This window comes from Oceanicella sp. SM1341, assembly GCF_003448965.1.
Lineage (GTDB): Bacteria > Pseudomonadota > Alphaproteobacteria > Rhodobacterales > Rhodobacteraceae > Paroceanicella.
Genome location: NZ_QRGC01000005.1, coordinates 16,904 through 41,132 on the forward strand (window position 1 = coordinate 16,904; position 24,229 = coordinate 41,132).

Below are 24,229 nucleotides of genomic sequence, written 5' to 3' on the forward strand. Positions count from 1 at the left end.
CCGCGCCGGCCGGCGGGCCGCGGCGCTTGTACCGCAGGGCCCCGCGCCCCAATTCCCCTTGACGTTGTCGGCCCCAGACTGTTCAAACCGGGCGGACTTTCCAGACCCATTTCGAGCCGGAGCCCCCGATGGACAACCAGAACAGGAACATGATCCTCGCCATTGCGCTGAGTCTCGTGGTTTTCATCGGCTGGTACGCCATCTTCCCGCCCGAGCCGCCGCAGGAGCCGACCCCGGCCGAGCAGACCGCCGAGCAGCGGGAGGCGCAGGAGCCCCAGGCCCCCACCCTGCCGCAGGACCCCGTGGCCGAGCGCGCCGAGGCCCTGGGCCAGACGCAGCGCATCAAGGTGGAAAGCCCGCTGCTCACCGGCTCGATCTCGGTGAAGGGCGGGCGCATCGACGACCTGCACCTCAACGCCTTCAAGGAAACCATCGAGCCCGGCTCCGACACGGTGGTGCTGTTCTCGCCCACCGGCAGCGCCGAGCCTTACTTCGCCACCTACGGCTGGCTGGTTGCTCCCGGCTCCGACACGCCGACGCCCAACCCCAACACGCCCTGGCAGGTGGAAGGCGCCGACACGCTCACCCCCGACAGCCCGGTGACCCTTTCCTGGGACAACGGCGACGGCCTCACCTTCCGCCGGGTGATCTCGCTCGACGACCGCTACATGTTCACCATCGAGCAGACGGTGGAGAACACCACCGACGCTTCCGTCTCGCTGATCCCCTACGGCTACGTGGCGCGCCGCGGCACCCCGCCGGACGCGCATAACCGCCTGGTGCACGAGGGCGGCATCGGCGCGGCCGACGGCACGCTCACCTACCCCGGCTGGGAGGACATGGAGGACTTCGAGGGCGTGGGGCCGAACGGCGCGCGCTTCGAGAAGATCGACGTGACCGAGACCGGCTGGATCGGCCTCACCGGCAAGTACTTCATGGCCGCGATGGTGCCGGAATTCGGCCAGCCCTTCGAGGCCTTCTACCGCTACGGCACCGTGGGCCAGACGCCCGAGCACCAGACCGAGGTGCGCCTGCCCGCGGTCGACGTGGCCGCCGGCGAGACCGCCTCCGTCACCACCCGGCTCTTTGCCGGCGCGAAGGAGGTCAAGACCCTCCAGCACTACCGCGACACGCTCAACATCCCGCAGTTCGACGACGCGGTGGACTGGGGCTGGTTCTACTTCCTCACCAAGCCGATCTTCGAGGTGCTGCACTGGCTGCAGGGCCACATCGGCAACATGGGCTGGTCGATCATCCTGCTCACCTGCCTGATCAAGGCGGTGCTCTTCCCGCTGGCCTACAAGTCCTACGTCTCGATGTCGAAGATGAAGAAGCTCCAGCCCGAGATGGAGGCGCTGAAGAAGCGCGCCGGGGACGACCGGATGAAGCTCCAGCAGGAGATGATGGCGCTCTACAAGAAGGAGAAGGTGAACCCCGCCGCGGGCTGCCTGCCGATCCTGCTGCAGATCCCGGTGTTCTTCTCGCTCTACAAGGTGCTCACCGTGACGCTCGAGATGCGCCACGCGCCCTTCATCTGGTGGATCCACGACCTCTCCGCCCCGGACCCGACCTCGATCCTCAACCTCTTCGGCCTGCTGCCCTGGGGCGTGCCGGAAGCGGGCTCGATGTTCGCCCTGCTCTCCATCGGCGTGTTCCCCATCCTGATGGGTGTCACCATGTGGCTGCAGCAGAAGCTGAACCCGGCGCCGGCCGACGCCACCCAGGCGATGATCTTCGCCTGGATGCCCTGGGTGTTCATGTTCATGCTCGGCTCCTTCGCCTCGGGCCTGGTGATCTACTGGTGCGCGAACAACATCCTCACCTTCGCCCAGCAATATGCCATCATGCGCTCGCAGGGGGTCGACGTGGACGTGTTCGGCAACGTGAAGCGCAGCTTCAAGCGCAAGAAGAAGGACGCCTGACATGGCCGCCGCCCTTGCCGCGATCTACCGCCACCCGGTGAAGAGCCTCGGTGTCGAGGCCCTCGACGAGGTGCGCCTCGAGGCGGGGCAGACCATGCCGGGCGACCGGGTCTGGGCCGTGGCCCACGAGGCCTCGAAGTTCGACCCCGCCGCCCCCGCCTGGGTGCATTGCGCGAACTTCGCCCGGGCGGCGAAGGCCCCGCAGCTCATCGCCGTCACCGCAGCGCTGGCGGAGGACGGCGAGACGGTCACCTTCTCCCACCCCCACCGCCGCGACCTCACCGCGAAGCCGGACACGGCCGAAGGCGCGGCCGCGATCGTGGAATGGATGAAGCCGCTGGTGCCCGAGGGCCGGGCAGCGCCCGCCGCCATCGCCCGCGCGCCGGGCCGCGGCATGACCGACACCGACTTCCCCTCGATCTCGCTGGGCAGCGTCGCCACCCTGCACGCGCTCTCCCACGCGGCGCGCCACCGGCTGTCGCCGCTGCGCTTCCGCATGAACCTGTGGTTCGAGGGCACCCTGCCCTGGGAGGAGTTCGAGTGGGTGGGCCACCAGTTCACCCTCGGCGGCGCGCGGCTGCGCGTGGCCGAGCGGGTGGGCCGCTGCTCGGCCACCACCGCCAACCCGGAGACCGGCGAGGTGGATGTCGACACCCTCAAGGTGCTGCGTGACACCTGGGGCCACACCCAGTTCGGCGTCTATGCCGAGGTGATCGAGCCCGGGCTCGTGCGCCGCGGCGACACGCTCAAGCGCGTCTGAGAGGCACCGCATGGAACAGGTCTTCACCCTCGCCGAAGCCCCCGACGCCGCCACCGCCGAGGCGGGGCGCAAGCTCTTCGCCGGCGAATGCGACTTCGTGAAGGGCGTGGTGGCGATGTCGGGCCTGCCCGATGCCGACCGGCTGGAGATCTGCTTCGCCGGGCGCTCGAACGTGGGCAAGTCATCGCTGATCAACGCGCTGACCGGGCGCAAGGGCCTCGCACGCGCCTCCAACACCCCCGGCCGCACGCAGGAGATCAACTTCTTCGATCTCGCCGGCGGCACGATGTACATGGTCGACCTGCCCGGCTACGGCTATGCCGAGGCGCCGGTGAAGGTGGTGCAGAAGTGGCAGGACCTGCTCAAGGCCTATCTCGCCGGCCGCCAGACCCTGCGCCGCGCCTATGTGCTGATCGACAGCCGCCACGGGGTGAAGCAGGTCGACCACGACATCATGAAGCTGCTCGACCGGGCCGCCGTCTCCTTCCAGTGCGTGATGACCAAGGCCGACAAGCCCGGCCGCGCCGAGCTGGAGCGCACCATCGCCCAGACTGCCGAGGCGCTGAAGCAGCACCCCACCGCCTTCCCCGAGATCATCCTCACCTCCTCGGAGAAGGGCGACGGCCTCGCCACCCTGCGCGGCGCGATCTACACGCTGAGCCAGCAGGGCTGACCCTCCCTGCCCCTCAGCCCGCCGGGCTGAGCAGGCCCTGGCGCAGCCGCCGCGCCCCGGCCCAGAGCGCGAGTGCCACGCCGGTGGCAAGCACATACCACGCCGGGCGGATCGAGTAGTCGAACTGCAGGTTTGCCGCCAGAACGGCCGAGGCCGGCGCATTGGTGGCCACCGCATACCAGCCCGCCTCCAGCCCGGCGGTGGCAAGCCCCGAGACCACCCCGATCCCGGCCCAGACCAGCGGCGAGGCCAGCGACAGGCCGCGCGCCTGCGCCCCCCGCGCCGCCATCATCAGCACGAAGAGCCCGGCCATCAGCACGGGCTCGGTCACGTCGAGCTTCGACTGCATGAAGAAATGCAGCAGCCCCAGCACCGCGATGAGGTAGACCGCCCGGTGCAGCCGCTGCCAGTTGCGCCCCAGCCGGCGGATGGCCGAATCGGTGGAGGTGACCCCCAGCGCCACCAGCCCGGCCAGCGCCACGAACCCCACCACGAGATACCAGCGCTGCACGATCTCGCTCACCGTGCGCGCGAGGCTGCCGGTGTCGACCGCGTAGATGGCAAGATGCGCCAGCACGTAGAACATCGCCGTGAGCCCCAGCATGCGCCGCGCGATCACCAGCCGCGGCAGGCCCAGCCGGCGCAGCGGCGTGATGGCGAGCGTGATGAGCAGGAAGCGGATGGTCCAGAGCCCGGTGAAATGGATCACCTCCTCCAGTGGCCGCGGGCCCAGGTCGGCGTTCAGTGCCCGCCAGCCGATCCACAGCGCCGGCGCCAGCGCCCCGGCAAAGGCGATGCTGCGGATCCAGGAAAATCTCCCGGCGCGGTCTGTCCATGGCGTGTCCATGCGGGCTCCTTCCCTGCGGCTCTCCTGCCTAATCTATGCGATCGGCGGGCAAATGGATGTTTCAGCGCTTCACTTCTGCGGCAGCCCGGGTGAGAGGCGCCCGCGCCAAAGAACTGGCCTCGGGGCGCGACTGTGTTTAAAAGCGGTCCGATCCTGCCACCCCCGGAGACCCGAGAATGGAGAAATCCGCTGCCATGAAACGCGACTGGATCGCCACAGCCCGCACCCTGAGCGAAGCCCTGCCCTACCTGCAGCGCTACGACGGGGCGACCGTGGTCATCAAGATGGGCGGCCACGCGATGGGCGACGACGAGGCCATGGCAGCCTTCGCCCGCGACATCGTGCTGATGAAGCAGTGCAACCTGCACCCGATCATCGTGCATGGCGGCGGCCCGCAGATCGGCGAGATGCTCAAGCGCCTCGCCATCCAGTCCGAGTTCGTGAACGGGCTGCGCGTGACCGACGAGGCCACCGTCGAGGTGGTCGAGATGGTGCTCTCCGGCCGCATCAACAAGCGCATCGTGCAGGCGATCAACGCCCAGGGCGGCAAGGCCGTGGGCCTCTCCGGCAAGGACGCCAATCTCGTGATCTGCGAGAAGGCGATGAAGACCGTGAAGGACCCCGACAGCAACATAGAGAAGGTGCTCGACCTCGGCCTCGTCGGCGAGCCGGTGGAGACGCATCCGGAAGTGCTGCGCACCTTCATGGCGAGCGATTTCATCCCCGTCATCGCCCCGGTGGCCGCGGGCCGCAACGGCGAGACCTTCAACGTGAACGGCGACACGATGGCCGGCGCCATCGCCGGCGGCATCAAGGCCGAGCGCCTGCTGCTGCTCACCGATGTCTCGGGCGTGAAGAACGCCGAGGGCGAGGTGATCACCCAGCTCACCCGCGCCGATGTCGCCTCCCTCACCACCGACGGCGTGATCCGCGGCGGCATGATCCCCAAGACCGAGACCGCGCTGAAGGCGATCGACGCCGGCGTGGGCGCGGTGGTGATCCTCGACGGCCGGGCGCCGCATGCCTGCCTGCTCGAGCTGTTCACCGAGCATGGCGCGGGCAGCCTGATCCGGCCCTGATCCCTCCTGACAGGATGCTGTCAGGAGGGGGTGCCCATTGTCCTCCCCGAGGCCGCCGGCAGTCGGCGGCCCGGACCTGAAGGGAGACACCGATGGGCATCATCGCCAGCTTCACCTACCGCCGCCGCGCCGACGTGAGCGAGGAGGCCCTGCTCGAGGCCTCGGCCGCCACGGCCGAATGGTTCCGCGACCGGCCGGGCTTCGTCTATCGCAGCCTCGCGCGCGATGCGGACGGGCTCTACCACGAACTCGTGTTCTGGACCGACGAGGCCTCCGCCGCCGCCTCCGACGCGGTGTTCTTCGATCACGCACCCAACCGCACCTATGTCGACCTTGTCGACCGCGCCAGCCTCGAGCGCGCCCGCATGCCCGAGCTGCAGACCGCCCTCTACCGGGCCATGGCCCCCGCGTGAGCCGGCGGGCGGACCGGCTGTTCCGCCTCGTGCAGGAGCTGCGCGGCCGGCGGCTCGCCGTCACCGCCGCGCAGCTCGCCACGGCGCTGGAGGTCTCCGAGCGCACCATCTACCGCGACATCGCCGACCTGATGGCCTCCGGCGTGCCGATCGACGGGGCGGCGGGGGTGGGCTACCGGCTCGCCCCCGGCTACGACCTGCCGCCGGTGATGTTCACCCGCGACGAGGTTCTGGCGCTGCTGGTGGGCGGGCGGATGGTGCGCGCCTTCACCGACCCCGGGCTCGGCGCCGCCGCGGCCTCCGCCGAGGCCAAGATCCGCGCCATCCTCGACGACAGGGCCCGCACCGCGGCCGACCGCCAGCCCTACCGCGTGCCGCTCCTGCCGCGCGACGATGCCGCCCGCGCCCGCCACCAGCGCCTGCGCGCCGCCTGCGAGGCCCGGCTGCGCCTCGCCTGCCACTACCGCGCCCTCGACGGCACCGACAGCCTGCGGGTGATCTGGCCGCTCGGCCTCATCGGCTGGAACGGCGTCTGGACCCTCGCCGCCTGGTGCGAGCTGCGCGACGATTACCGCACCTTCCGCTTCGACCGGCTGCTGAGCCTCGAGCCCACCGGAGACTGCTTTCCCGACCGGGAGGACCGCAGCCTCGCGGGCTACCTCGCCACCGTGCCGCACGACCCCGCCTGAGCGGGGTTGACCGGGCCGCGCCGCGCGAAAAGGATCGGGGCATGACAGCCGATGATCTCATCGCCGACGCCGCGCGCTCCGGCCTCGTGGCCCTCGGGCCCGTGGCGCCGGGGGCAGGCGCGCCGGTGCCGCCGGGCTCGCGCAGCCTCGTGCTGCTGCAGCCGGACGGGCCGCGCTTCTGGCCGGTGTTCGCCGCGAGCCCGGAGGCGGCGGACGGCGGGCCGCACCCGCTCGACCGCTGGTCGCGCCGGGTGGTGGGCGGTCTCGCCGCGCGCGCGGGGGGCACGGCGCTCTTTCCCTTCGACGGGCCACCCTGGCCGCCCTTCCTGCGCTGGCTGCAGGCCGCGGGGGCCGCCGTCTCGCCGACGGGCCTGCTGGTGCACCCGCGCGCCGGGCTCTGGCTTTCCTGCCGCGGGGCCGTGGCGCTTGCGGCGCCCGCGCCCGAGCCGCCCTGCGCGCGCTGCCCCACCCGGCCCTGCCGCAGCGCCTGCCCGGTGGGGGCCTTCGGCGCGGGCGGCTACGATGTCGCGGCCTGCGTGGCGCATATCTCCGGGCCGGCGGGGGCCGATTGCCTCCTGCGGGGCTGCCGGGCCCGGCATGCCTGCCCGGCGGGCGCCGGCTTCACCCCCCTGCCCGCGCAGGCGGCACATCACATGAAAGCCTTCCTCGCCGCCCGCCGCGGCCCGGAAGGCGACGATGTTGCGTCAGTTTGATGACGTCCTTTCCTGTGGATAACCCTGTGGACAATCGAGCCGGCGCTTGACGCAGTGCAGCGAATTGGGGCCATCCTTGCGCCATGAAACATCTCGTTCTCATCCGTCACGCCAAGTCCTCCGTCGCCGATCCGACGCTCGAGGACAGGGACCGCCCGCTCAACGAGCGCGGTCGACTTGCTGCGCCGATCGCCGGTGCCTGGCTGGCCGAGCGGGCCCTCCGCCCCGACCATGTCTTCCTCTCCCCCGCGCTGCGCTGCACCGAGACCTGGGCGCGCGTGGCACGGCAGTTCGACACCGTGCCCGAGCCGGTGATCGAGAACGGCCTCTACATGGCCGACCCCGCCACCATGCTCGAGGTGCTGCACGGCGCCCCGGACGCGGCGCAGACCGTGTTCATGCTGGGCCACCAGCCCGGGCTGGCGAGCTTCCTGCGCCGGCTGGCAAACCGCGAGACCCCGGCGCGCTGCGCCCGGGCCTTCACCAAGTTCCCCACCGCCGGCATCGCGGTGATGAGCTTCGGGGACGGCCCCTGGGCCGAGACCGGCTTCAACAGCGGCCAGTTCGAGGATTTCGCCGTGCCCAAGGAGCTGGTCTGACCGCATCCGCCACGGCCGCAAACGCGAAGGGGCCCCGCCTGAACCTGCAGGCGGGGCCCCTCGCGTGTCTGCCGGCCGGGCTCAGTGCCCGAGGATCTGGCTCAGGAACAGCTTGGTGCGGTCCGACTGCGGGTTGTTGAAGAACTCCCGCGGCTCGTTCTGCTCGACGATCTGGCCCGCGTCCATGAAGATCACCCGGTTCGCCACCGCCTGGGCGAAGCCCATCTCGTGGGTGACGCAGAGCATGGTCATCCCCTCCTCGGCGAGCTCGATCATCGTGTCGAGCACCTCCTTGATCATCTCGGGGTCGAGCGCGGAGGTGGGCTCGTCGAAGAGCATGATGCGCGGCTTCATGCACAGCGAGCGGGCGATGGCCACGCGCTGCTGCTGACCGCCGGAGAGCTGGCCGGGATACTTGTTGGCCTGCTCCGGGATGCGCACCTTGCGCAGGAAGTGCATCGCGGTCTCTTCCGCTTCCTTCTTGGGGATCTTGCGCACCCAGATCGGCGCCAGCGTGCAGTTCTGCAGGATGGTCAGGTGCGGGAACAGGTTGAAGTGCTGGAACACCATCCCGACCTCGGAACGGATCTTGTCGATGTTCTTGAGGTCGGAGGAGAGCTCGGTGCCGTCGACGACGATCGAGCCCTTCTGGTGCTCCTCGAGCCGGTTGATGCAGCGGATGAGGGTCGACTTGCCCGAGCCGGAGGGGCCGCAGATGACGATGCGCTCGCCGCGGTTCACGGTCAGGTTGATGTCGCGCAGCACGTGGAACTCGCCGTACCACTTGTTCATGCCGGTGATCTGGATGGCCACCTCGTCGGAGACCGTCATCTTGGTGGTGGGGGCAGCAACAGCTTCCATGGCGGTTTCCTCAGCGATGGTCGGTCTTGAGCTTGCGCTCGAGATACTGCGAATAGCGGGACATCCCGAAGCAGCAGATGAAGAAGAAGAGCGCCACGAAGCCGTAGAGCTCCCACACGATGCCGTTCCAGTTCTGGTCGGCGCGGATCGGGGCGATGACCCCCAGCGGGTCGAACATCGCGATCACCGACACCAGCGTGGTGTCCTTGAACAGGCCGATGAACGTGTTCACGATGCCGGGGATCGAGATCTTGAGGGCCTGCGGCATGATGATCAGCCGCGTGGCCATCCAGTAGTCGAGCCCCAGCGCGTCGGCCGCCTCATACTGGCCCTTGGGAAGGGCCGCAAGCCCGCCGCGGATCACCTCGGCCATGTAGGCGGAGGCGAAGAGCACCACGAGGATGAGCACGCGCACCAGCAGGTCGAAGTTGGTGCCCGGCGGCAGGAAGTAGTTGAGCAGGGTCGAGGCCACGAACAGCAGCGTGATCAGCGGCACGCCGCGGATGAACTCGATGAAGCCCACGCAGATGGTCTTCACGATGAACAGCCCCGACTGCCGGCCGAGCGCCAGCAGGATGCCGATGGGGAAGGAGCCGGCGATGCCCACGATGCCGATGATGAGCGTGAGCAGGAAGCCGCCCACCAGCCGTGTCTCCACCCGGGGGAGGCCGATGGGGATGAGGTCGGCGATCAGCCCGCTCAGCGGGTCGACGATGAACATCAGCCAGACGATCAGCGCCACCGCGGCCGCCAGCAGCCCGCCCAGCGGCCCGCCGTGGTCGTTCACGAAGCGGAACACGTAGAAGGCCAGCGGGAAGCTCGCCATCACCAGCAGCGGGCCCCAGATCGAGCCGCCGAAGATGAGGAAGTAGCACAGCATCGGGTAGGCCGCGGTGAAGGCCAGCAGCCTGCGCGGCAGGTGCGAGGCCAGCACCGGCGCGGCGGCGACGATGAGCAGCAGGAAGGCGAGTATCGGCCGCCAGTAGGCGTCGGAGGGGTAGAAGCCGAAGATGAACTGGTTGAACCGCTCGTTGATCACCGCGAAGCAGGCGCCGGTGTCGATCTCGCGGCACTGGGCCAGGCTGTCGGCCACCCAGACCGAATGGATGAACCAGGGCGCGATGCTCACCACCGCGTAGACGATGATCGCGACCGAGATCACCGACAGGATGGCGTTGGGGATGGAGGAGAACAGGTTCTCGCGCATCCACTTCACCGGGCCGGTCTCGGAGGCCGGCGGCGGCGCGGGCGGGATCTGCGTCTGGGCGACGAAGCGGATGGTGTTGGACTGCGTGTCGCTCATCTCAACGCTCCTTCAGCTTCATGCGCTCGTTGTAGATGTTCATGAACACCGAGATCGTCAGCGACACGATCAGGTAGAAGGCCATGAGCAGCAGCAGGCATTCCATCTCGCGGCCGGTCTGGTTGAGCGTGATGCCGCCCAGGGTGCCGGTGGCGTCCATGTAGCCCACCGCGATGGCGAGCGAGGAGTTCTTGGTGAGGTTGAGGTAGTTCGAGATCAGCGGCGGGATGATGATGCGCATCGCCTGCGGCAGGATGATGAGGCGCATGGTCCAGGACGGGCGCATGCCGAGCGCGCTGGCGGCTTCCGTCTGGCCACGGGACACCGCGAGGATGCCGGCGCGCACGATCTCGGCGATGAAGGCGCCGGTGTAGAGCGAGAGCGCCAGCCAGAGCGCGATGAGGCTGTCGCGCATGTGGATGCCGCCGCGGAAGTTGAAGCCCCTGAGCTCCGGGTAGCCGAGGTGGAAGCCGAGTGCCACCAGCACCACCACGGGCGGGATCACGATCAGCCCGACGGAGGGCCAGAAGGTGTGCGGGCGCTCGCCGGTGGCGGCCTGCTTGCGCGTGGCCTGGGCGCCGAGGCGCTTCGCCCCCCAGATGCCGGCGGCCAGGGCCGCGACGAAGAGCACGAGGTCGAGGCTGATGCCGAAGTAGCCGCCGATGTCGAGCGTGCCGAGGCTGCGCGAGAACAGCGGCTCGGGCACGTAGAAGCCGCGGTTGGTGAAGGCCATGGAGCCGAGGACCATCGAGGATTCCGCGTCGTCGCCCCGGAAGGCGTTGGGGGCGGGCAGGCTCTCGTTGATGGCGGCGGCGAAGATCAGGATCCAGATCAGCACGGGGACGTTGCGGAAGCCCTCGACGTAGATCGTCATCAGCCGGGCCACGACCCAGTTGTTGGACAGGCGCAGCACGCCGGCGACGACGCCGAGCAGCGTGGCCGTGACACATCCCATCACCGCGATGAGCAGCGTGTTGAGGATGCCGAGCATGGCGGCCCGGGCGTTGCTGTCGGTGTTCTGGTACTCGATGAGCTGCTGGTTGATGTCATACCCCGCCGGCGTCCAGAGGAAGCCGAAGCCGAAGGTCTTTCCCAGCGCCTCGAGATTGCTGATCGTGTTGCTCACCAGCCAGCCGAGCGCGAGCATGAACAGCACGAGCGCGATGATCTGGATGGTGACGGATCGGTATCGGGTGTCGTAGAGGAGCATTCCGAGACGGAACGACTCCGAAGAATGCGGGTCCGTTGTTGCAGCCATGGCGCCCTGTTCTCCCTCGCTGGCTGGATAAGGCCGACCCCACTCTCCCCGTCGCGGCCGGTTGGTCCCGGTCCTGCGCTTGCCGTGAGGGTCGGTTGTGTCTGAGCCGCCCCGCGTTGCGGGGGGGCGGCCAGCTCGGGCCGCGCCGCCTGCGCGTGGCGGCGGCGCGGCCCTGGTCCGGGATCAGATCAGCGGAACGGCGGGGCGTAGAGCAGGCCGCCCTGGGTCCACTGGGCGTTCAGGCCGCGTGCGAGGCCGATCGGGGTCTTCTCGCCGATGTTGCGCTCGAAGATCTCGCCGTAGTTGCCGCCGGCGGCGATCGCCTTCACGGCCCATTCCTTGTCGAGGCCCATCATCGCGCCGTACTCGCCTTCGGTGCCGAGCATGCGGTTGATTTCCGGGTTGTTGGTCGGGGCCTTGGACATCTCCACCACGTTGGCGGAGGTCACGCCCAGTTCCTCGGCGATCACGAGGGCGTTGAAGGTCCAGCGCACGATGTCCGCCCACTGGTCGTCGCCCTGGCGCACGAGGGGGCCGAGCGGCTCCTTGGAGATGATCTCGGGCAGGATGATGTGATCCGCCGGGGTCTCGAAGGTGGCGCGGGTGGCGGCGAGGCCGGAGGCGTCGGTGGTGTAGACGTCGCAGGCGTTGGCGAGATACTTCTGCTGCGCCTCGGCGTTGGTCTCGATCGGAACCGGCTCGTAGCTCATGCCGTTGATGCGGAAGTAGTCCGCCAGGTTGAGCTCGGTGGTGGTGCCGGTCTGGATGCAGACGGTCGCACCGTCGAGTTCCTTCGCGGAGGTGACCCCGAGGTCCTTGCGCACCATGAAGCCCTGGCCGTCGTAGTAGTTCACGCCGACGAAGGTGAACTTCAGGTCCACGTCGCGCGAGTAGGTCCAGGTGGTGTTGCGCGCCAGCATGTCGACCTCGCCCGAGGCGAGCGCGGTGAAGCGGGTCTTGCCGGTGGTCGGCACGAAGTTGACCTTCTTGCCATCGCCGAGAACGGCGGCGGCCACGGCACGGCAAACGGCGACGTCGAACCCGTCCCACTCGCCCGAAGCGTCGGTGAATGCAAAGCCCGGCACGCCGGTGGCGACGCCGCAGTTCAGCGTTCCGCGGGCCTTCACGTCCTCCAGCGTCGCCGCGGACGCCATCCCGGCGAGCAGGCCGGCGGCAGCGATCGTGCCGAAGAATACGGATTTCTGCATAACTTACCTCTTCCCTGTTGGCCCTGTCCGGACCGTATCTGGACCTTGCAGTCCGGTTGTGGGTCAGACCCGGCTGACCTTACTGGCAGGGATTCTGAACGTTTCGGCGGATCGGCGTCAAGGGGGACGCGGCGTCGCGAGCCGCCAAATCAGTCCGGCTGATCTATTTGCTTCCGTGATAGGCGCAATCGATTATTGTTATGGCAGCGTGAGAGCGCCGCCCGGCGCAGCCGGGTGGTTTCGCCCGGCGCGAAGGGCCGGGCCGGGGCCGGATTCGCCCCCTGTCCGGGCCGCGCGGGCGCCGCGGCCCCGGGCTGCCGCCAATGCCCCGCTCCCGCTGCGGAGCGGCCGATTCGCCCCGCCCGGCAGCGGCGGCGGGCGGGTTACCTTGACATGGGCGGGCGCGCGCGCGAAGAGGCGGGAGAAAGGCAGGTTGCGATGATCCTTCTCCAGGTTGCCCTCGGCGGCGCCATCGGCGCCACGCTGCGCTACCTCACCGGCTCGGTGCTGATGCGCCTGTTCGGCACGGGCTTCCCCTACGGCACGTTCTTCGTGAACATCGTCGGCAGCTTCGCGATGGGGGTCCTGGCGGTGGTGCTGGCCGAGCGGATGCCCGGCGGCTGGGCCCGGCTCTCGCCCCTGCTGATGACCGGGCTGCTCGGCGGGTTCACCACCTTCTCCGCCTTCTCGCTCGACGCCATATATCTCTTCGAGCGCGGGCGCCACGCGCTGGCGCTGTTCTACGTGGGCGGCTCCGTGCTGCTGTCGATGGGTGGTCTCATGGCCGGACTGGCCCTTGCAAGGATGGGTACGCAATGAGCGGTGTGCAGCAGATCGAGATCCCCGAGGGCGAGGCCGGCCAGCGCCTCGACCGCTGGTTCCGCAAGCGTTTCCCCCAGGTGAACCAGGGCCGCATCGAGAAGATGCTGCGCAAGGGCGAGATCCGGGTGGACGGCGGGCGCGCCAAGTCCAGCCAGCGGCTGGAAGCCGGCCAGACCATCCGCGTGCCCCCCCTGCCCGACGAGGCGCCGGAGCCCGATTACGGTGCCCCCGCCCCGCAGCGCCGCACCGTGTCCGACGCGGATGCCGAGATGATCCGCGCCTGCGTGATGTGGCGCGACGAGCACCTCATCGCGCTCAACAAGCCGCCGGGCCTCGCGGTGCAGGGCGGCACCGGCACCCTGCGCCACATCGACGGCATGGCCCCCGCGCTCGCCTTCGACGGCGAGCCGCCCAAGCTCGTCCACCGGCTCGACCGCGACACCTCCGGCGTGCTCCTGCTGGCCCGCACCGGGCGCGCGGCGGCGGCGCTCGCCAAGGGGTTCCACGCCAAGACCACCCGCAAGATCTACTGGGCCGCGGTGGCCGGCGCGCCGCATCCGAAGGCGGGCACCATCCGCTTCGGGCTGGTGAAATCGGGCGGCGATTCCGAGCGGATGGTGTGCATCCACCCGCGCGACATCGACACCACCCCCGGCGCCAAGCGCGCCACCACCGATTACACCGTGATCGAGGCGGCGGCGAAGCGCGCCGCCTGGGTGGCGCTCGCCCCCATCACCGGCCGCACCCACCAGCTGCGCGCCCACATGGCCGAGATCGGCCACCCGGTGGTGGGTGACGGCAAGTACGGCACCAACCGCCAGACCAACGAGGGCGACGGCTGGGGCGCCCAGCTCGGCGGCTCGGTGAGCCGCAAGCTGCACCTGCACGCCCGCTCCATCGCGCTCGACCATCCGGTGACCGGCCAGCGCATCTCCTTCACCGCCCCCCTGCCCGAGCACATGGCCCGCACCTGGGAATTCTTCGGCTGGGACCCGCGAGAGGCCGCCGCCGACCCGTTCGAGGAGCTTGAATGACCCGCCCCCTCCGCCTCGTCGTCTTCGACATGGACGGCACGCTGATCGACAGCCAGGAACTCATCAAGGAGGCCATGCGCCGGGCCTTCGCCCTCGGCGGCCTGCCGGCGCCGAGCGACGCGGACACGCTGTCCATCGTCGGCCTGTCGCTGCCCGAGGCGATCGCCACCATGGTGCCCGGCCTGCCGCCCGCCGAGGTGCTCTCGCTCACCGAGGCCTACAAGCAGGCCTTCGTGGCCCTGCGCGCCGAGACCGGCGGCGAGGCGGCGGCGCCGCTCTACCCCGGTGCGCGCGCGGCCCTCGAGCGGCTGCATGCCGAGGAGCACACCCTGCTGGGCGTCGCCACCGGCAAGGCGCGCCGCGGGCTCGACCACGTGTTCCACGCCCACGGGCTGGGGCATTTCTTCGCCACCGCCCAGACCGCCGACCTGCACCCCTCCAAGCCGCATCCCTCGATGCTGGAGACCTGCCTGCACGAGACCGGCGTCGACGTGGCGCATTCGGTGATGGTGGGCGACACGGAGTTCGACATCGCGATGGGCCGGGCGGCGGGCTTCCGCACCATCGGGGTGAGCTGGGGCTATCACCCGGTCTCCCGCCTGCGCGAGGCCGGCGCCGAGCTGATCATCGACCATTACGACGCGCTCGACGAGGCGCTGGAGCGCCTGGCGGTGCCGGCATGAGCTCCGCCTGGGCCCCGAAGCGCTTCTGGAAGGCCGCGGGCGTGGCGGAGGCCGAGGGCGGCCATGCCATCACCCTCGACGGCCGGCCTGTCCGCACCCCCGCCAAGGCGGCCCTGGTGCTGCCCACCCGCGCCCTTGCCGAGGCCGTGGCCGCCGAGTGGGACGCCCAGGGCGAGACCGTCGACCCCGCCTCCATGCCCCTCACCCGGCTGTCGAACACCACGCTCGACCGCGTGGGCCCGGCCCATGACGAGGTGGCGCTGATGGTGGCCGAATACGGCGGCACCGACCTGCTGTGCTACCGCGCCGAGAGCCCCGAGGCCCTCGCCGCCCGCCAGGCCGCCGCCTGGGACCCGCTGCTCGACTGGGCGGAGGCCACCTACGGCGCCCGCCTCGCGCCGGTGGCCGGGGTGATGCATGTCGCCCAGCCGCCCGAGGCACTGGCGCGCCTTGCCGCGGCGGTCGCCGGCCACCCGCCCTTCCGCCTCACCGCGCTCGCCGATCTCGTGTCGCTCTCCGGCTCGCTGGTGATCGGGCTCGCGGTGGCCGAGGGGCATCTTTCCGCCGAGGCCGCCTGGCCCTTGTCGCGCATCGACGAGGACTGGCAGAGTGAGCAATGGGGCTCGGACGACGAGGCCGAGGCCCAGGCCGCGCTGAAGCGCGCCGATTTCCTGCGGGCCGAGCACATGCTCGCCCTGCTCGCCGCCTGACAGGGGCGCATCACGGGGGACAGACAGAGGCCATGACCGCACCGCTCACCGCCCGCTCCGAGGCCGACCTGCTGCCGCGCGAGGCCTATGCCCGCCTCTCCGGCCTCGAGATCATGACCGAGATGGTCGAGGGCCGCCTGCCTGCCCCGGCCATCACCGGCACGCTGGGCTTCCGCGTGGCCGAGGTGGCCGAGGGCCGGGTGGTGTTCGCCGGCACGCCGGATTTCTCGGTCACCAACCCGATGGGCACGGTCCATGGCGGCTGGTACGGCGCGCTGCTCGACAGCTGCATGGCCTGCGCGGTGATGACCTGCCTGAAGGCCGGCACCTTCTACACCACGCTCGAGTACAAGGTGAACATCATCCGCCCCATCCCGCTGGGCACCGAGGTGTTCGCCATCGGCAAGGCCCATCACGCAGGCCGCTCCACCGGCGTGGCCGACGGGCGGATGGAAGACGCGGAGGGCCGGCTCTACGCCACCGGCTCGACCACCTGCATCGTGATGAAGGCCTGAGGCCATTGCGCGGCGGGTGGTCATCATCGGCGGCGGCATCATGGGGGCCTCGCTGGCCTGGTGGCTCACCCGCAGCGCCGACGCGCCGGCGGTCACCGTCATCGAGCGCGATCCTTCGCTGGCGCGCGCCTCCTCCATGCTCTCGGCGGCCTCGATCCGCCAGCAATACTCCACGGTGGAGAACATCCGCCTCTCCCGCTTCGGCTGGGAATTCCTGAGTGCCGCGCCCGAGCTGCTCGGCGTCGACGTGGGCCTGAAGCGCCGTGGCTACCTCATCCTCGCCCGCCCCGAGGGCCGCGCCACGCTGGAGGCAAACTCCGCCCTGCAACACGCCGAGGGCGTGGCGACCGAGCTGCTCGAGCCCGAGGCCCTCGCCGCCCGCTTCCCCTGGCTCAACACCGAAGGCATCGCCCTCGGCGCCCTGGGGCGCGACGAGGGCTGGTTCGACCCCGCGCTGCTGCACGGCGGCTTCCGCGCCGGCGCCCGGGCGCGTGGGGCGGACTGGGCGCACGGCACCGTCACCGGCATCGACATCGCGGGCGGCCGTGCCACCGGCGTGCGGCTGGAGAGCGGCGACCGGCTCGCGGCCGACATGGTGGTGAACGCCGCCGGCTGGCAATCCGGCGCCGTCGCCGCCCTGGCCGGGCAGGAGCTGCCCGTGGGCCCCGACCTGCGCACGGTCTTCGTGCTCTCCTCGCCCGACAGCGCCCACATCAACGCCACCGCCCCGCTCACGGTCGACCCCGGCGGCGTGTGGTTCCGCCCCGAGGGCGCGGGCTTCATCGCCGGCATGGAGGCCCCCGCCCCGGCCGCCGACCCCTGGGCCTTCGCGCCCGACTGGTCGCAGTTCGAGGAGGCTGTCTGGCCGCTGCTCGCCGCCCGGGTGCCGGCCTTCGAGCGCCTGCGCACCACCGGCGCCTGGGCCGGCCACTACGACTGGAACCGCGCCGACCAGAACGCCCTGCTCGGCCCCCTGCCCGGGCTCGACAACCTGTTCCACGTCTCCGGCTTCTCCGGGCACGGGCTGCAACAGGCCCCGGCGGTGGGACGCGGCATGGCCGAGCTGATCCTCACCGGCGCCTGGGCCACCCTCGACCTCTCCGCCTTCGCCGCCACCCGCCTCGCCGAGGGCCGGCGCGTGGTGGAGCTGAACGTGATCTGAAGCCCTGCGGGCCGGGCCGCTCCGATGCCGCGTCCGGGACACGGCCCGCGCCCGGACCGCCCCGGCCACCAACCGTTCCCGCCGAGAGCGGAACTGGCGATGCAGTTGCCCGGTCGGCATGCCCTCCGCAGACCACGCCCTTCCCCGGGATCGAGCACCCTCCCCGACCGCCGCGCGGCACGCGCGGCCCGGCCCACACCGGAGGAGACGCGCCCGGAGGGCGGGTCGACGCAGGACGGGAGGGCTCCCCCTCCGCTCGCCAGGGGCCTTGCGGCCGGGGTTCTCCCGTGTGGCCCCCACTTGGCGGTGACCGCCCCTTTGGGCCGGGCCGGGTACTGCGCACCCGGCGGGAGCCTCACTCGGAGGATTTCATCCGCTGGGCGCGGAGCTTGACGAAATAGTCGACGCGTTTCTTCAGCTCGCGCTCATGGCCGCGCTCGACCGGGACGTAGTAGACACCGCGCTTCATGCCGTCGGGGAAATAGTTCTGGCCGGAGAAGCCGTCCTCGGCGTCGTGGTCGTACTGGTAGCCGGCGCCGTAGCCGACGTCGCGCATCAGCCTCGTGGGAGCGTTCAGGATGTGCTTGGGTGGCGGCTCGGAGCCGGTGCGGCGGGCGGCGTCCATCGCCGCCTTGTAGGCGGTGTAGGCCGCGTTCGACTTCGGCGCGAGCGCGAGGTGCAGCACGGCCTGGGCCAGGGCCAGCTCGCCCTCGGGCGAGCCGAGGCGCTCGTAGACCTCCCAGGCGGTGAGGCAGAGCTGTGCGGCCGAGGGGTCGGCGAGACCGATGTCCTCCACCGCCATGCGGGTGATCCGCCGGGCGAGGTAGCGCGGGTCCTCGCCGCCCGAGAGCATGCGCGCCAGCCAGTAGAGCGCGGCGTCGGGGTCGGAGCCGCGCACGGATTTGTGCAGCGCGGAGATGAGGTTGTAGTGCTCGTCGCCGGACTTGTCGTAGCGCGGCGCGCGGCGGGCGAGACGGCGGGTGAGTGCCTCGCGGTCCAGCACATCAGGCGCGCCGATCACCTGCTCGGCGAGGTTGAGCAGCGCCCGCCCGTCGCCGTCGGCCATCTCGAGGATCGCGTCGCGCGCGCCCGCGTCGAGCGGCAGCGGGCCGGAGACCCGTTCCACCCGCTCCAGCATCTCGCCGAGCGCCGCCGCGTCGAGCCTGCGCAGCACCATCACCGTGGCGCGCGACAGCAGGGCGGCGTTCAGCTCGAAGGACGGGTTCTCCGTGGTGGCGCCCACCAGCACGATGGTGCCGTCCTCCATGTGCGGCAGGAACCCGTCCTGCTGGGCCTTGTTGAAGCGGTGGATCTCGTCGACGAAGAGCAGCGTGCCGCGGCCCTGCTGGTGGCGCAGGCGGGCGGCCTCGAACACCTTGCGCAACTCCGGCACGCCGGTGAAGATCGCCGAGATCTGCACGAAGGCGAGGTCGGTCTCGGAGGCGAGCAGCCGGGCGATCGTGGTCTTGCCCACCCCCGGCGGCCCCCAGAGGATGAGCGAGGAGAGATGCCCCGAGGCGAGCATCGCGCCCAACGGGCCGTCCGCGCCCAGCAGGTCCTCCTGCCCGATCACCTCGGCCAGCGTGGCGGGGCGCAGCCGGTCCGCCAGCGGGCGCGGGCCCTCGGCCGCGGCGGCGGCGGGGCGGGAGGCGGGATCGCTATCGAAAAGGTCAGCCATGTCCTTCACATGCGCCAGAGCGCCCCGCTTGGCAAGCCCGCGCGGGAGCCTCGCGAGCAGCCCCCCTGAAGCAACGGGCGCGGGGGCCCGGCTTCCTGCCTGACGAGCTGCCGCCCGGCCGGCGACCGCGCATGGGCGGCAGGGGTTCGCGCCGTGGTGACGCACAGCGCAACGCGGCCGTCCCGGCCGGCCGAAATCAGGGCGCTCGGGGACCGGCAGCGATCCGCATCTGCACGGCGGGCAAGTCCGCGCGGGAGGGACAGCGGCTCGGGAATCGCGGAATGCCACGAGGCCGGACGCGGGCACCTCGCCTGCGGGACATTGCCTGTCGCTGGCGGCTGCGCGGAAGCCCGCCGAATGCTGGGGGCGCCTCGATGAGGCGCGTCTTGCCGGGCAGGTGCGGGAGCACCGGCCCGCAGACGACCGGCGGCGCCGGACATCTCTGGCGGCACCCTGCCGCCACCCACCTCACGCGAGCGGGAGAGAACCGTGTCCGCGCCGCGCCCCGGCACTGGCCACCGCCAGGCTCCGCGCGATCCCCGGACATGCAAAAGGCCGCCCCGGGACGGGGGCGGCCTTCGAGCCTGAGAGCGGTGCGCGGCCGAAGCCGCGGAGGGCTCACTCCTCCTCGGCGGCCTCGAGCTCGGCCACGCGGGCCTTGTCGGCGGCGCCCTTGGCGGCCGGGTCGCGGTCGACCAGCTCGATGATCGCCATCGGAGCCATGTCGCCGTAGCGGAAGCCGGCCTTCAGCACGCGGGTGTAGCCACCGGCGCGGTCCTTGTAGCGGGCGGCCAGCGCGTCGAACAGCTTGGCGACGGCGGCATCCTGCTTCAGCTGCGCGGCGGCGAGACGGCGGGAGTTCAGGTCACCGCGCTTGCCCAGGGTGATGACCTTGTCCATCACGCGCTTGAGCTCTTTCGCCTTCGGCAGGGTGGTCTTGATCTGCTCGTGCTCGATGAGCGAGCAGACCATGTTGGCGAACATCGCCTTGCGGTGTTCGTGGGTCCGGTTCAGCTTCCGGTAGCCGTTGGAATGACGCATGTCATGTGTCCTTTTGCGAGTTGTACTTTGTCCGGCCTCATCTGGCGGAGGCCTCCTTGGGGCGGAGTACCCGGGCAGTCACGACCGCCCCGGAAACCGGGGCGGCCGCGTAGAAACTCAGAAGTGGTCTTCGTACTTCTTGGCCAGCTCGTCGATGTCGTCGGGCGGCCAGTCAACCACGTCCATGCCGAGGTGGAGGCCCATGGTGGTGAGCACTTCCTTGATCTCGTTCAGCGACTTGCGGCCGAAGTTCGGGGTACGGAGCATCTCCGCCTCGGTCTTCTGGATCAGGTCGCCGATATAGACGATGTTGTCGTTCTTCAGGCAGTTGGCCGAGCGCACGGAGAGCTCGAGCTCGTCGACCTTCTTGAGCAGGAGCGGGTTGAACTCCAGCTCCTCGGCGGCGTCGGAACGCGTGTGCGTCTCCGGCTCCTCGAAGTTCACGAACACGGTGAGCTGGTCCTGCAGGATGCGGGCCGCGTAGGCGATCGCATCGTCAGGGGTCAGCGACCCGTCGGTCTCCACGGTGAGGGTGAGCTTGTCGTAGTCAAGCACCTGGCCCTCGCGAGTGGGTTCGACCTTGTAGCTCACCTTCTTGACCGGCGAGAACAGCGCATCGACCGAGATCAGCCCGATCGGGGCATCCTCGGGGCGGTTCTTGTCGGCGGCGACATAGCCCTTGCCGGAGGCGATGGTCAGCTCCATGTGGAGCGTCGCACCGTCGTCGAGATGGGCGATCACGTGATCGGGGTTGAGCACCTCGATCCCGTTCGTCACCTGGATGTCACCGGCGGTCACTACACCCGGGCCGGTGGCCGAGAGCACGACACGCTTGGGGCCTTCCACTTCCATCTTGAGCGAAACGCCCTTGAGGTTGAGGACGACATCGGTCACATCCTCGCGGACCCCGGCGATCGAGGAGAACTCGTGCAGCACTCCATCGATCTGGATCGAGGTGATCGCGGCCCCCTGGAGCGAGCTCAGCAGCACCCGGCGCAGGGCATTGCCGAGCGTCAGGCCGAAGCCCCGCTCCAGCGGCTCCGCAACGGCGACAGCCTGCCGGCGCGCGTCGTGGCCGGGGCGGATGTCGAGCTGCTGCGGACGGATAAGTTCCTGCCAGTTCCTGTGGATCATGTCGTGGTCCTCCATCCTTGCCCTGGGTCGGATCCGCGATCCGGGCTCTCGAGGAAAATTACAAAAGGCGCACAGGCCGGGATTCGCATCCCGGCCCGCACGCTGAATGGGGGCATCAGACCCGGCGGCGCTTCGGAGGACGGCAGCCGTTGTGGGCGATCGGGGTCACGTCACGGATCGCGGTGACGGTGAAGCCGACGGCCTGGAAGGCGCGAAGCGCGGACTCGCGGCCGGAACCGGGGCCCTGCACCTCGACCTCGAGGGTACGCATGCCATGCTCCTGCGCCTTCTTCGCGGCGTCCTCGGCGGCAACCTGCGCGGCGTAGGGGGTGGACTTGCGGGAGCCCTTGAAGCCCATCGTGCCGGCAGAGGACCACGCAATGGCGTTGCCCTGCGCGTCGGCGATCAGGATCTTGGTGTTGTTGAAGCTCGAATTCACATGGGCCACGCCCGATGCGATGTTCTTGCGTTCCTTGCGCTTGGGCGCTGCGCGTTTTTCGCGTGCCATCGTCCGGCCTCCTTACTTCTTCTTGCCGGCGATCGGCTTGGCGGGACCCTTGCGGGTGCGGGCGTTGGTGTGGGTCCGCTGACCGCGCACCGGCAGGCCGCGACGGTGCCGCAGGCCGCGGTAGCAGCCGAGGTCCATCAGCCGCTTGATGTTCACGGCGCGCTCGCGCCGCAGGTCGCCTTCCACCGCGAGATTGGCGTCGATGAACTCGCGAACCGCGAGGACCTCGGCGTCGGACAGCTCGTTCACCCGGCGGGTGGACTCGATGCCGACGGCGCTGCAGATTTCCTTGGCAGTCGTGTTACCGATGCCGTGAATGTAGGTAAGGGCGATCTCAACACGTTTACCGGTTGGGATGTTTACGCCCGCAATGCGTGCCACGTCTCAAGCTCCGTTCATCTCTCGGCCCGCGCGAGGGGCCTTTGTCACAATCAAAGCCGACCCTGCTGCCCGCGAAGAGGGCCGCAAGTCCGGCTGAACGGGTCCCGTCCCGGACCCCAAGGCATCCCGCGCTCCCGAGGTGAAATCGTAGTTGGAAGCGACTCTCGATAGAGAGAGCGCGGAGTATAGAAAACGGGCTCCTGCCGTCAAGGCAGGAATCCCGTCGCAGTCAAGGTTTTTTTCAGGCTTCCAGGGCAGAAGCGATCGAGGCGGTGACCGTCCCGATTTCCGCCATGCCGTCGACCGTCACCAGCTTGCCCTGCCCTTCGTAATAGGCGATGAGCGGCGCCGTCTCGGCGTGGTAGGCAACGAGCCGGCCGCGCACGGTCTCGGCGTTGTCGTCGGCCCGGCGCTTGAACTCGTGGCTGCCGCACTTGTCGCAGGTGCCTTCCACGGCCGGCTTCTTGAAGCTGTCGTGGTAGCCCTCGCCGCATTTGGCGCAGGTGTAGCGGCCGGACACACGCTCCACCAGCAGCTCGTCATCCACTTCCATGGAGACGACACGGTCGAGGTCCATGCCCTTGGAGGAGAGCATCTCGTCGAGCGCGCTGGCCTGGGCGGCGGTGCGCGGGAAGCCGTCGAAGATCACGCCGCTGGACACATCCGGCTGGTCGAGCCGCTCGGAGACGATGGCGTTCACGATCTCGTCGGAGACGAGCTGGCCCGCATCCATCACCGCCTTGGCGCGCTTGCCCACCTCGGTCTGCGCGGCCACAGCGGCGCGCAGCATGTCCCCGGTCGAAAGCTGGATGAAGCCTTTCGTGTCCATCAGGATCCGGGCCTGGGTTCCCTTGCCGGCACCCGGCGGACCAAGAAGGATAATGTTCATTTGCGTTTTCCTCTCCCCTTGCCCCGCAGGCGCGACTTCTCGATCAGGCCCTCATACTGGTGCGCCAGCATGTGCGACTGGATCTGGTTGATCGTGTCCATGGTCACCGAAACCACGATCAGCAGCGAGGTGCCGCCAAAGTAGAACGGGACCGAAGCCTGCGAAATGAGGATTTCGGGCAGGAGACAAACCGCCGCAAGATAGGCGGAGCCGACAACCAGCAGGCGCGAGACGACGTAATCGAGATACTCCGCGGTGCGCGGACCAGGGCGCAGGCCGGGAACGAATCCCCCCTGCTTCTTCAGGTTGTCCGCCACGTCTTCGGATTTGAAGGCGACATTGGCGGTGTAGAAATAGGTGAAGAACACGATCATCGCCGCGAACGCCACCAGGTAAAGCGGCTGGCCATGGCCGAGATAGGCCGCGACATAGCTCAGCACGCCGGTCGAATCGCTGCCGGCGAAGCTGGTCACCGTGGTGGGCAGCAGCAGCAGCGAGGAGGCGAAGATGGCCGGGATGACGCCGGCGGGGTTCACCTTGATCGGCAGGTTCGAGTTGGAGCTGTCATAGACCTTCATCCCCACCTGGCGCTTGGGGAACTGGATGATGATCTTGCGCAGCGCGCGCTCCATGAACACCACGAAGGCGACCACGACCACCGCCATCACCATGATGCCGATGATCATGCCGGCCGAGATCTGGCCCTGGCGGCCGAGCTCGAAGAACTGCACGAGAGCGCTCGGCAGGCCCGCCACGATGCCGACGAAGATGATCAGCGAGATGCCGTTGCCGATGCCGCGGGCGGTGATCTGCTCGCCCAGCCACATCAGGAACATCGTGCCGCCGACCAGCGTCACCACGCAGGTGGCGCGGAAGAACCAGCCGGCCTCCAGCACCAGGTTCTGGCTCTCGAGCCCCACGGCGATGCCGTAGGCCTGGAACAGCGCCAGGATCACCGTGCCGTAGCGCGTGTACTGGTTGATTTTCTTGCGGCCCGATTCACCCTCTTTCTTGAGCTGCTCGAGAGAGGGGATCATCGAGGCCATGAGCTGCACGATGATCGAGGCCGAGATGTAGGGCATGATGCCGAGGGCGAAGATCGCCATGCGGCCCAGCGAGCCGCCGGTGAACATGTTGAGCATGCCGCCGATGCCCTGCCCCGCGCGCTCGAAGAACGCCTGGAGCTGTACCGTATCCACCCCCGGAACGGGGATATGCGTGCCCAGCCTGTAGACGATCAGCAGGGCTAGGGTGAACAGGATCCTGCTCTGCAGGTCCTTGGCCTTCCCGAAGTTGCCCCAACTGAGGTTCTGGGCCATCTGTTCCGCGGCCGATGCCATGCTCCAC

26 protein-coding genes are annotated in these 24,229 nt (G+C 69.6%); 14 read left to right on the forward strand and 12 right to left on the reverse strand.

The genetic code is table 11. The annotated features are described in order from the left end of the window. Window positions 1-128: 128 nt before the first annotated feature. Genes yidC through yihA form a run of 3 tightly spaced genes read left to right on the forward strand, consistent with a single transcriptional unit; the run spans window position 129 to window position 3,355 of the window. Window positions 129-1,922 carry a membrane protein insertase YidC gene (gene yidC, locus D3P35_RS06535; protein ID WP_118133737.1) on the forward strand — a complete coding sequence of 598 codons (1,794 nt, stop codon included), beginning with the start codon at window positions 129-131 and terminating at the stop codon, window positions 1,920-1,922. Window position 1,923: 1 nt separating this feature from the next. Beyond that, complete coding sequence (locus tag D3P35_RS06540) at window positions 1,924-2,682, forward strand: MOSC domain-containing protein (RefSeq protein WP_118133739.1); 759 nt, start codon at window positions 1,924-1,926, stop codon at window positions 2,680-2,682. Window positions 2,683-2,692: 10 nt separating this feature from the next. Then, window positions 2,693-3,355, forward strand: a complete 663-nt coding sequence (yihA, locus tag D3P35_RS06545; protein WP_118133741.1) for a ribosome biogenesis GTP-binding protein YihA/YsxC — start codon at window positions 2,693-2,695, stop codon at window positions 3,353-3,355. Between the two features lie 13 nt (window positions 3,356-3,368). On the opposite strand, the gene D3P35_RS06550 is transcribed toward yihA, so the two are convergent. Further along, window positions 3,369-4,202 (reverse strand): sulfite oxidase heme-binding subunit YedZ, encoded by an 834-nt coding sequence (locus tag D3P35_RS06550; protein WP_118133743.1) that lies wholly within the window; start codon window positions 4,200-4,202, stop codon window positions 3,369-3,371. Window positions 4,203-4,378: 176 nt separating this feature from the next. Between D3P35_RS06550 and argB the strand changes: the two genes are divergently transcribed. The 5 genes from argB to D3P35_RS06570 all read left to right on the forward strand — a co-directional run bounded on the left by argB (window position 4,379) and on the right by D3P35_RS06570 (window position 7,695). Then, entirely contained in the window at window positions 4,379-5,281 is a 903-nt protein-coding gene (argB, locus tag D3P35_RS06555; protein WP_232830406.1) for an acetylglutamate kinase, read from the forward strand. A 92-nt stretch (window positions 5,282-5,373) separates the two neighbouring features. Further along, on the forward strand, window positions 5,374-5,694 hold the full coding sequence (locus tag D3P35_RS26710) for a hypothetical protein (protein WP_232830407.1): 321 nt from the start codon (window positions 5,374-5,376) through the stop codon (window positions 5,692-5,694). Continuing rightward, window positions 5,691-6,383 carry a YafY family protein gene (locus tag D3P35_RS06560; RefSeq protein ID WP_232830408.1) on the forward strand — a complete coding sequence of 231 codons (693 nt, stop codon included), beginning with the start codon at window positions 5,691-5,693 and terminating at the stop codon, window positions 6,381-6,383. Before D3P35_RS26710 ends, D3P35_RS06560 begins: the two co-directional genes overlap by 4 nt. A gap of 41 nt (window positions 6,384-6,424) precedes the next feature. Then, on the forward strand, window positions 6,425-7,096 hold the full coding sequence (locus tag D3P35_RS06565; protein ID WP_118133747.1) for a ferredoxin: 672 nt from the start codon (window positions 6,425-6,427) through the stop codon (window positions 7,094-7,096). Between the two features lie 83 nt (window positions 7,097-7,179). Beyond that, window positions 7,180-7,695: a histidine phosphatase family protein gene (locus tag D3P35_RS06570; protein ID WP_118133749.1), complete on the forward strand. Its 516-nt coding sequence runs from the start codon at window positions 7,180-7,182 to the stop codon at window positions 7,693-7,695. An 81-nt stretch (window positions 7,696-7,776) separates the two neighbouring features. On the opposite strand, the gene D3P35_RS06575 is transcribed toward D3P35_RS06570, so the two are convergent. The 4 genes from D3P35_RS06575 to D3P35_RS06590 all read right to left on the reverse strand — a co-directional run bounded on the left by D3P35_RS06575 (window position 7,777) and on the right by D3P35_RS06590 (window position 12,325). Next, entirely contained in the window at window positions 7,777-8,556 is a 780-nt protein-coding gene (locus D3P35_RS06575) for an amino acid ABC transporter ATP-binding protein (protein ID WP_118133751.1), read from the reverse strand. A 10-nt stretch (window positions 8,557-8,566) separates the two neighbouring features. Further along, a complete protein-coding gene (locus D3P35_RS06580) occupies window positions 8,567-9,859 on the reverse strand; it encodes an amino acid ABC transporter permease (protein WP_118133753.1) in 1,293 nt (430 codons plus the stop codon). Window position 9,860: 1 nt separating this feature from the next. Beyond that, on the reverse strand, window positions 9,861-11,117 hold the full coding sequence (locus tag D3P35_RS06585; RefSeq protein WP_118133755.1) for an amino acid ABC transporter permease: 1,257 nt from the start codon (window positions 11,115-11,117) through the stop codon (window positions 9,861-9,863). Between the two features lie 188 nt (window positions 11,118-11,305). After that, the gene (locus D3P35_RS06590) at window positions 11,306-12,325 is read right to left on the reverse strand and encodes an amino acid ABC transporter substrate-binding protein (protein ID WP_118133757.1); all 1,020 of its coding nucleotides are present in this window, start codon (window positions 12,323-12,325) and stop codon (window positions 11,306-11,308) included. A gap of 438 nt (window positions 12,326-12,763) precedes the next feature. Here D3P35_RS06590 and crcB point away from each other — a divergent pair, with 438 nt between their 5' ends. From crcB to D3P35_RS06620, 6 genes are read left to right on the forward strand one after another with little or no spacing between them, the layout of a single operon-like run. Continuing rightward, window positions 12,764-13,144 carry a fluoride efflux transporter CrcB gene (gene crcB / locus D3P35_RS06595; RefSeq protein ID WP_232830409.1) on the forward strand — a complete coding sequence of 127 codons (381 nt, stop codon included), beginning with the start codon at window positions 12,764-12,766 and terminating at the stop codon, window positions 13,142-13,144. After that, on the forward strand, window positions 13,141-14,181 hold the full coding sequence (locus D3P35_RS06600; RefSeq protein WP_118133760.1) for an RluA family pseudouridine synthase: 1,041 nt from the start codon (window positions 13,141-13,143) through the stop codon (window positions 14,179-14,181). Before crcB ends, D3P35_RS06600 begins: the two co-directional genes overlap by 4 nt. Continuing rightward, window positions 14,178-14,864, forward strand: a complete 687-nt coding sequence (locus D3P35_RS06605; protein WP_118133762.1) for an HAD-IA family hydrolase — start codon at window positions 14,178-14,180, stop codon at window positions 14,862-14,864. The genes D3P35_RS06600 and D3P35_RS06605 overlap by 4 nt, the downstream gene beginning before the upstream one ends. Further along, on the forward strand, window positions 14,861-15,574 hold the full coding sequence (locus D3P35_RS06610; RefSeq protein ID WP_118133764.1) for an ATP12 family chaperone protein: 714 nt from the start codon (window positions 14,861-14,863) through the stop codon (window positions 15,572-15,574). The genes D3P35_RS06605 and D3P35_RS06610 overlap by 4 nt, the downstream gene beginning before the upstream one ends. 32 nt (window positions 15,575-15,606) lie before the next feature. After that, window positions 15,607-16,089 carry a PaaI family thioesterase gene (locus tag D3P35_RS06615; protein ID WP_118133766.1) on the forward strand — a complete coding sequence of 161 codons (483 nt, stop codon included), beginning with the start codon at window positions 15,607-15,609 and terminating at the stop codon, window positions 16,087-16,089. Window positions 16,090-16,105: 16 nt separating this feature from the next. Further along, window positions 16,106-17,251 carry an FAD-binding oxidoreductase gene (locus D3P35_RS06620; RefSeq protein ID WP_232830410.1) on the forward strand — a complete coding sequence of 382 codons (1,146 nt, stop codon included), beginning with the start codon at window positions 16,106-16,108 and terminating at the stop codon, window positions 17,249-17,251. Between the two features lie 355 nt (window positions 17,252-17,606). On the opposite strand, the gene D3P35_RS06625 is transcribed toward D3P35_RS06620, so the two are convergent. From D3P35_RS06625 to secY, 7 genes are all read right to left on the reverse strand, one after another. After that, entirely contained in the window at window positions 17,607-18,929 is a 1,323-nt protein-coding gene (locus D3P35_RS06625; protein WP_118133770.1) for a replication-associated recombination protein A, read from the reverse strand. A 618-nt stretch (window positions 18,930-19,547) separates the two neighbouring features. Further along, window positions 19,548-19,970 carry a 50S ribosomal protein L17 gene (gene rplQ / locus D3P35_RS06630; RefSeq protein WP_118133772.1) on the reverse strand — a complete coding sequence of 141 codons (423 nt, stop codon included), beginning with the start codon at window positions 19,968-19,970 and terminating at the stop codon, window positions 19,548-19,550. Between the two features lie 117 nt (window positions 19,971-20,087). After that, entirely contained in the window at window positions 20,088-21,104 is a 1,017-nt protein-coding gene (locus D3P35_RS06635) for a DNA-directed RNA polymerase subunit alpha (protein ID WP_118134093.1), read from the reverse strand. Window positions 21,105-21,219: 115 nt separating this feature from the next. After that, entirely contained in the window at window positions 21,220-21,612 is a 393-nt protein-coding gene (gene rpsK, locus D3P35_RS06640) for a 30S ribosomal protein S11 (protein WP_118133774.1), read from the reverse strand. A gap of 12 nt (window positions 21,613-21,624) precedes the next feature. Continuing rightward, the gene (gene rpsM, locus D3P35_RS06645) at window positions 21,625-21,993 is read right to left on the reverse strand and encodes a 30S ribosomal protein S13 (RefSeq protein ID WP_118133776.1); all 369 of its coding nucleotides are present in this window, start codon (window positions 21,991-21,993) and stop codon (window positions 21,625-21,627) included. A gap of 241 nt (window positions 21,994-22,234) precedes the next feature. Next, entirely contained in the window at window positions 22,235-22,882 is a 648-nt protein-coding gene (locus D3P35_RS06650; RefSeq protein ID WP_118133777.1) for an adenylate kinase, read from the reverse strand. Beyond that, complete coding sequence (gene secY / locus D3P35_RS06655; protein ID WP_118133779.1) at window positions 22,879-24,222, reverse strand: preprotein translocase subunit SecY; 1,344 nt, start codon at window positions 24,220-24,222, stop codon at window positions 22,879-22,881. Before secY ends, D3P35_RS06650 begins: the two co-directional genes overlap by 4 nt. Window positions 24,223-24,229: the final 7 nt, after the last annotated feature.